At 74.7% G+C, this 6238-nt stretch carries 1 protein-coding gene; it reads right to left on the minus strand.

The genetic code is table 11. From position 1 onward, the window contains the following. Positions 1-91 precede the first annotated feature (91 nt). Complete coding sequence (locus tag ACTYVM_RS29325) at positions 92-6196, minus strand: type I polyketide synthase (RefSeq protein WP_445528854.1); 6105 nt, start codon at positions 6194-6196, stop codon at positions 92-94. Positions 6197-6238 lie beyond the last annotated feature (42 nt).

Here is a 6238-nt window from a genome sequence, read left to right on the forward strand (position 1 = left end):
GGTGCGCCGTACGAGTGGACGGGTCCCCGGATGCGGTGGGGGGACAGGGAGGATCCGGCCGGGGTGGCGTGCACCGGCCGGATCCGGCTCCTCAGGCCTCGTCGGCCGGAAGCTCGGCGAACCAGTTCTCCATGGCCTCGGCGGTCAGGGTCGAGTGCTCCATGGCCAGGGACAGGTGGTCGGCCTCGATGTCGATCACCTCGTCGGCGGGCACCGCGGAGGTGTCCAGCATGAAGCCGTTGTTGGCCTGTGTGGCGCGCAGGAGCAGGGTGGGGACGGTCGTGGCGGGCGCGTCGATGTCCGTCATCAGCATGAACCAGTGCGCCATCGCGGACATCCGGGCGCTGCCCAGCGTCACGGACGGCGAGTCGATGTCGGCGAGGTAGAAGCGGGTGGTCTGGTCGAGGTTGTTGCCCTCCGAGGGGTCGTACCGGATGGACGCCGTGTCGAGCAGGACGACCGCCTCCGGCTTCACGCCCCAGGTGTCCTCCAGGACGCCGGCCGCGAGGTAGGCGAGGGAGCCGCCGGTGGAGTGGCCGACCATCACGAACGGTTCGCCGTCGCTGGCCATCAGGACGCTCTCGGCGACGATCCGGGCCGCCGCGTCGCTGCTGGCGGGCAGCAGCTCGCCGGGGGCGAAGCCCATCAGTGGCAGTGCCGAGACGTGGCGCTTGCCGCGGAAGTGGGCGGCGATGCGCGCGTACTGGTGGACACCGCCGGTGGCGCCGGGCGCGCTGACGAAGATCAGTCGCGGCGAGCCTGGTCCCGTGGCCAAGGTGACGGCCTCGGACAGTTCCTCCAGGTCCGCGGGCGTCTCGAAGGTGGGCCGGGTGTTGGCGACCGCCTTCAGCATCCGCATCGCCTCGACGAGCTTGCCGCCGCGCACCGCGTTGTGGAACAGGCCGACCAGGGTGTCGTCGGGGTGCACCGTGGTGCCTGCGGTGGCGGTGCCGGACGTCTTGCCGGGAGCGGACAGGTCGCCCAGTTCGTCGTTGAGGTGGCGGGCCAGCTTCACCGGCGTCTTGCTGTCGAAGACCACCGAGGTCGGCAGGCGCAGCCCGAGGAGTTCGCCGAGCTGGTTGCGCAGGCTGACCGAGACCAGCGAGTCGAAGCCCAGCTCCAGGAAGCCGCGCTCGGGGTCGACGGCGGCGGGGTCGGCGTGGCCGAGCAGGCCCGCGGTGAAGCCGACGACCAGCTCGGTGAGCAGCTTCTCCCGGCCGGCGGTGTCGAGCGTACGCAGCCCGTCGAGCACGGTCTTGGGCGAGCGGTCCGCGGCGGCGGTGCGCCGGGGGCGCGGCACCAGGTCGCGCCAGAGCGCGGGCAGCGTCTGCTGGACCTGGAGTCCGGTGACATTGATCCGGGTGGGCACGACCATCGGCTCGGTGCGGGCCAGGGCGGCGTCGAACAGGGCGAGGCCGTCCTCGAGGCTCAGCGGCGGGGTGCCGCCGCGGTCCATCCGCCCCAGGTCGGTGTCGCTGACCTGGCTGGTCATGCCGCTGCCGCGGCCCCAGGGGCCCCAGGCGAGGGACAGACCGGGCAGACCGGCCGCCCTGCGCCGGTGGGCGAGCGCGTCCAGGGAGGCGTTGGCGGCGGCGTAGTTGGCCTGTCCGGGGCCGCCGATGACGCCGGAGATCGAGGAGTACAGCACGAACGCGGCGAGGTCCTGGCCGAGGGTCGCCTCGTGCAGGTGCAGGGCCGCGTCGGCCTTGGGTCGCAGCACACCGGCCAGTTGTTCCGGGGTGAGCGAGCCGGTCAGGGCGTCGTCCAGGACACCCGCGGTGTGCACGACGGCGGTCAGCGGGTGCTCGGCGGGCACCGACGCGACGAGCGTGTCGACCGCGTCGCGGTCGCCGACGTCGCAGGCGGAGACGGTCACCTGGGCTCCCAGGCCGGTCAGCTCGGCGACCAGTTCGGCCGTGCCGGGCGCCTGCGGGCCGCGGCGGCTCGCCAGCAGCAGGTGCCGGGCGCCCCGGCTGGTGACCAGGTGCCGGGCGAGCGCGGCGCCGAGGCCGCCGGTGCCGCCGGTGATCAGGACGGTGCCGTCGGGGTTCCAGTCGGCGGCGGGGGCGTCGTCGGCCGGGCGCGGCAGCCGGGCGAGCCGGGCGGCACGGACCTCGTAGTTGCGGACCGCGAGCTGCTGCTCGTCGAGCGTCAGCACGTCGGGCAGCACTCCGGCGGACAGGAAGGTGTCGTCGAGGTCGACGAGCAGCAGGCTGCCGGGGTTCTCGGTCTGCGCGGAGCGCACCAGGCCCCAGACGGCCGCGCCGGCCGGGTCCAGGACGTCCTCGTCGTCGAGGGCGACGGCGCGGCGGGTGACGAAGACCAGGCGGGTGCCGGAGAGCCGGGGCTCGGACAGCCACTCCTGGAGGTGGCCGAGGACCCGGGTGGTGAGGGCGTGCACGCCCTCCGCTCCGGCGTCCTTCTCCCCCGCGAGCGGGATCAGGAACACATCGGGCGCGACCCCGCTGTCGCCGATGGCGCCGCCGAGGGACTCCGCGTAGGCGGTGACGGTCTCGTCGGCGCGGTGCATGGCGTAGCCGAGGTCGAGTTCGTCGGAGCCGACGACGGCCCAGCGGGTGCCGGTGGCGCGCTCCGAGGCCTTGACGGGCGCCCACTTCAGCCCGAACAGGTCGCCCCGGCCGGTGGCGGCCGGGGTGTCGGCGCTGCCGTCCGGGGTGCCCAGGCGCACGGTCTCGGCGGTCAGGACGAGGTTGCCCGCGGGGTCGACGGCGGTGAGGTCGACGGTGTCGGGCCCGGTGGTGCTCAGCCGTACGCGCAGCGCGGTGGCGCCGGTGGCGTGCAGGGTGAGGCCCTCGAAGGCGGCCGGCTCACCGGCCGTGGTGCCGTCGAGGACGGCGGCGGCGCGCAGGGCGGTGGACAGCAGCGCGGGGTGCAGCCCGAAGCCGCTGTCGGGTCCTGCGGGCAGTTCGGCCTCGGCGAACACCTCGCCCTCGTGCCGCCACACCCCGGTGAGGCCGCTGAAGAGCGGGCCGAGGGCGCGTCCTTCGGACTCCAGGTCCGTGAGCGGGACCTGACGGGCGTCGGCGGGCGGCCACTCCACGAGGTCCGCGGCGGTGTCCTCGGCGCCCTCGTCGGGGGCGAGGACACCCCGGGCGTACGTGGTCCAGGGGGCGTCGTCCGCGGTCGCCGGGCGGGCGTGCACGGAGAGCGTCCGCCGGCCGGAGGCGTCCTCGGGGCCGACGCGCACCTGGAGCAGCACCGCGTCGCGGTCGCCGAGGGTCAGCGGGGCGAGCAGGTCGAGCCGGTCCAGGCGGGGGGTGCCGTGCTCGTCGCCCGCACGGACCGCGATCTCCACGAGGGCCGTGCCGGGGACGGTGATCCGGCCGTCGACGCGGTGCTCGGTGAGCCAGGGGTGGGTCAGCGGCGAGAGGCGTCCGGTGAGGACGGACTCGTCGGCCTCGGCGAGGGTGACGGTGGCGCCGAGCAGCGGGTGCCCGGCGGCGCCGAGGCCCAGTCCGGCGGGGTCGCCGGAGCGGGCGCGCACGGTGGGCCAGTACCGGCCGCGCTGGAAGGCGTACGTCGGCAGGTCCACGGGCTCCGGGCGGCCGGGCAGGGTGCCCTCGAACACGGCGTCCCAGTCGGCCGCGGTGCCCCGGGTCCACAGGGTGCCGAGCGCGGCGAGCACGGAGGCCTCCTCCGGCTGGTCCTTGCGCAGCGCGGGCACGGCAAAGACCCCGGCCTCCTGGGTGTTCTCACCGACGAGCGCGGACAGCACGCCGCCCGGGCCGACCTCCAGGAAGGTCCGGGCGCCCTCGTCGACGAGGGTGCGCACGGCGTCGGCGAAGCGGACGGCCTGCCGGGCGTGGCACACCCAGTAGTGCGGCGTGGCGAGTTCCTCGGCGGCGACGATGTCTCCGGTGAGGGTGGAGACGACGGGCACCGACGGCTCGCCGAAGGTGAGCTTCGCGACGACGTCCCGGAAGGCGTCGAGCATCGGGTCGACGAGCGGCGAGTGGAAGGCGTGGCTCACGGAGAGCCGCGTGGTGCGCCGGTCCTGCTTCCGGAAGTGCTCGGCGACGGCGAGGACGGCGTCCTCGGCGCCGGAGACCACCACGGAATCGGGGCCGTTGACCGCGGCGAGCGAGACCTGCTCGTCGAGCAGCGGCCGCACCTCGGCCTCGGTGGCGCGCAGCGCGACCATGGCGCCGCCGGCCGGCAGGTCCCGCATCAGGCCGGCGCGGGCGGCGACCAGCGTACAGGCGTCCTCCAGGCACAGTGCGCCGGCCACATGCACGGCGGCGATCTCTCCGACGGAGTGTCCGGCGAGGTGGTCGGGGCGCAGGCCCCAGGAGGCGAACAGGCGGTAGAGGGCGACCTCCACGGCGAACAGCGCGGGCTGGGTGTGGCCGGTGTCGTCGAGGGCCGCGGGGTCCTCGCCCCAGATGACGTCGCGCAGCGAGTGGCCGAGGCGCTCGTCGAGGAGGGCGAGGGTCTCGTCCAGGGCGGCGGCGAACACCGGGAAACGGGCGTGGAGTTCACGGCCCATGCCGAGGCGCTGGGCGCCCTGTCCGGAGAACAGCACGGCCAGTCCGGGGCGGTCGCCGGAGGGGACGGTGCCGCGTGCGGCCTCGGTGAGCTTGCCGTCCGCGGCGACCAGCAGCGCCCGGTGTTCGAAGGGGGTGCGGGTGACGGCCAGGGCGTGGCCGACGGCGACGGGGTCGGCGCCGGACGCGGCGAGCGGCCGGACCTTCTCCAGCTGGGCGTCGAGGGCGTCGGCGGTACGGGCCGACACGGGCCACGGCACGGCGCCCGGGACGACCGGCTCGGGCCGCTGCTCGGCGTCGGTGTCCTCCTCGGCCGCGGGGGCCTCTTCGAGGATGACATGGGCGTTGGTGCCGCTGATGCCGAAGGACGACACACCGGCCCGGCGCGTCTGCTCGCCCTCGGGCCAGGGGGTGGCCTCGGTGAGCAGGCTGACGTGTCCTGCGTCCCAGTCGACGTGCGTGGACGGCGCGTCGATGTGCAGGGTGCGGGGCAGCAGCCCGTGGCGCAGGGCCAGGACCATCTTGATGACGCCCGCGGCGCCGGCGGCGGCCTGGGTGTGGCCGATGTTGGACTTGACCGTGCCGAGGCGCAGTGGACGGCTCGCGTCGCGGTCCTGGCCGTAGGTGGCGAGCAGGGCCTGTGCCTCGATGGGGTCGCCGAGGGTGGTGCCGGTGCCGTGCGCCTCGACGGCGTCGACGTCGACGGGCGAGAGCCCGGCGGAGGCCAGCGCGTCGCGGATGACGCGCTGCTGGGCGGGCCCGTTGGGGGCGCTGAGGCCGTTGGAGGCGCCGTCCTGGTTCACGGCGGAGCCGCGCAGCACGGCGAGCACCGGGTGGCCCTTGCGCCGGGCCTCGGAGAGCCGCTCGACGAGGATCATGCCGACGCCCTCGGACCAGCCGGTGCCGTCGGCGGAGTCGGCGAACGCCTTGCAGCGGCCGTCCGTGGCGAGGCCGCCCTGGAGGCTGAAGCCCACGAAGCTGGACGAGGTGGTCATGACGGTGACACCGCCGGCCAGCGCGAGGTCGGCCTCGCCGGAGCGCACCGACTGGGCGGCCAGGTGCAGGGCGACCAGGGCCGAGGAGCACGCGGTGTCGAGGGTGACGGCGGGTCCTTCGAAGCCGAGCGCGAAGGACAGCCTGCCGGACATCACGCTGGCGGCCAGGCCGTTGCCCGCGTAGCCGCCCATGTCGTCCTCGGAGGCGAGGACGAGGTGGGCGTAGTCCTGCGAGTTGGTGCCGACGAACACGCCGGTGCGGCTGCCGCGCAGGCTGCCGGGGGCGATCCCGGCACGCTCCACGGCCTCCCAGGCGGTCTCCAGGAGCAGCCGCTGCTGCGGGTCCATGGCCAGCGCCTCGCGGGGCGAGATGTCGAAGAACCCCGGGTCGAAGTCGGCCACATCGTGCAGGAAACCTCCCTCCTGCGTGCTGCTGCCGCCCTCTCCGTCACCGGCCAGCGTCTGAAGGTCCCAGCCGCGGTCGGCCGGGAACCCCGAGATGGCGTCGCGGCCGTCGGCGAGCATCTCCCAGAGGTCCTCCGGGGAACGCACACCGCCGGGGAAGCGGCACGCCATGCCGACGATCGCCACGGGCTCGTGGCGGCCCGCCTCGGCTTCCTGGAGGCGCCTGCGGGTCTGGTGGAGATCCGCCGTGACCCACTTCAGGTAATCGACGAGCTTACTTTCGTCCGGCATCGTCCGTTGAACCTTCCTCAGATGTTTCGCACGTAGTTGGGG

Source organism: Streptomyces cyslabdanicus (assembly GCF_052663305.1).

Bases quoted from the DNA above. Each gene is read 5' to 3' on its own strand.
- ACTYVM_RS29325 (WP_445528854.1), bottom strand. From the start codon at position 6,196: ATGCCGGACGAAAGTAAGCTCGTCGATTACCTGAAGTGGGTCACGGCG.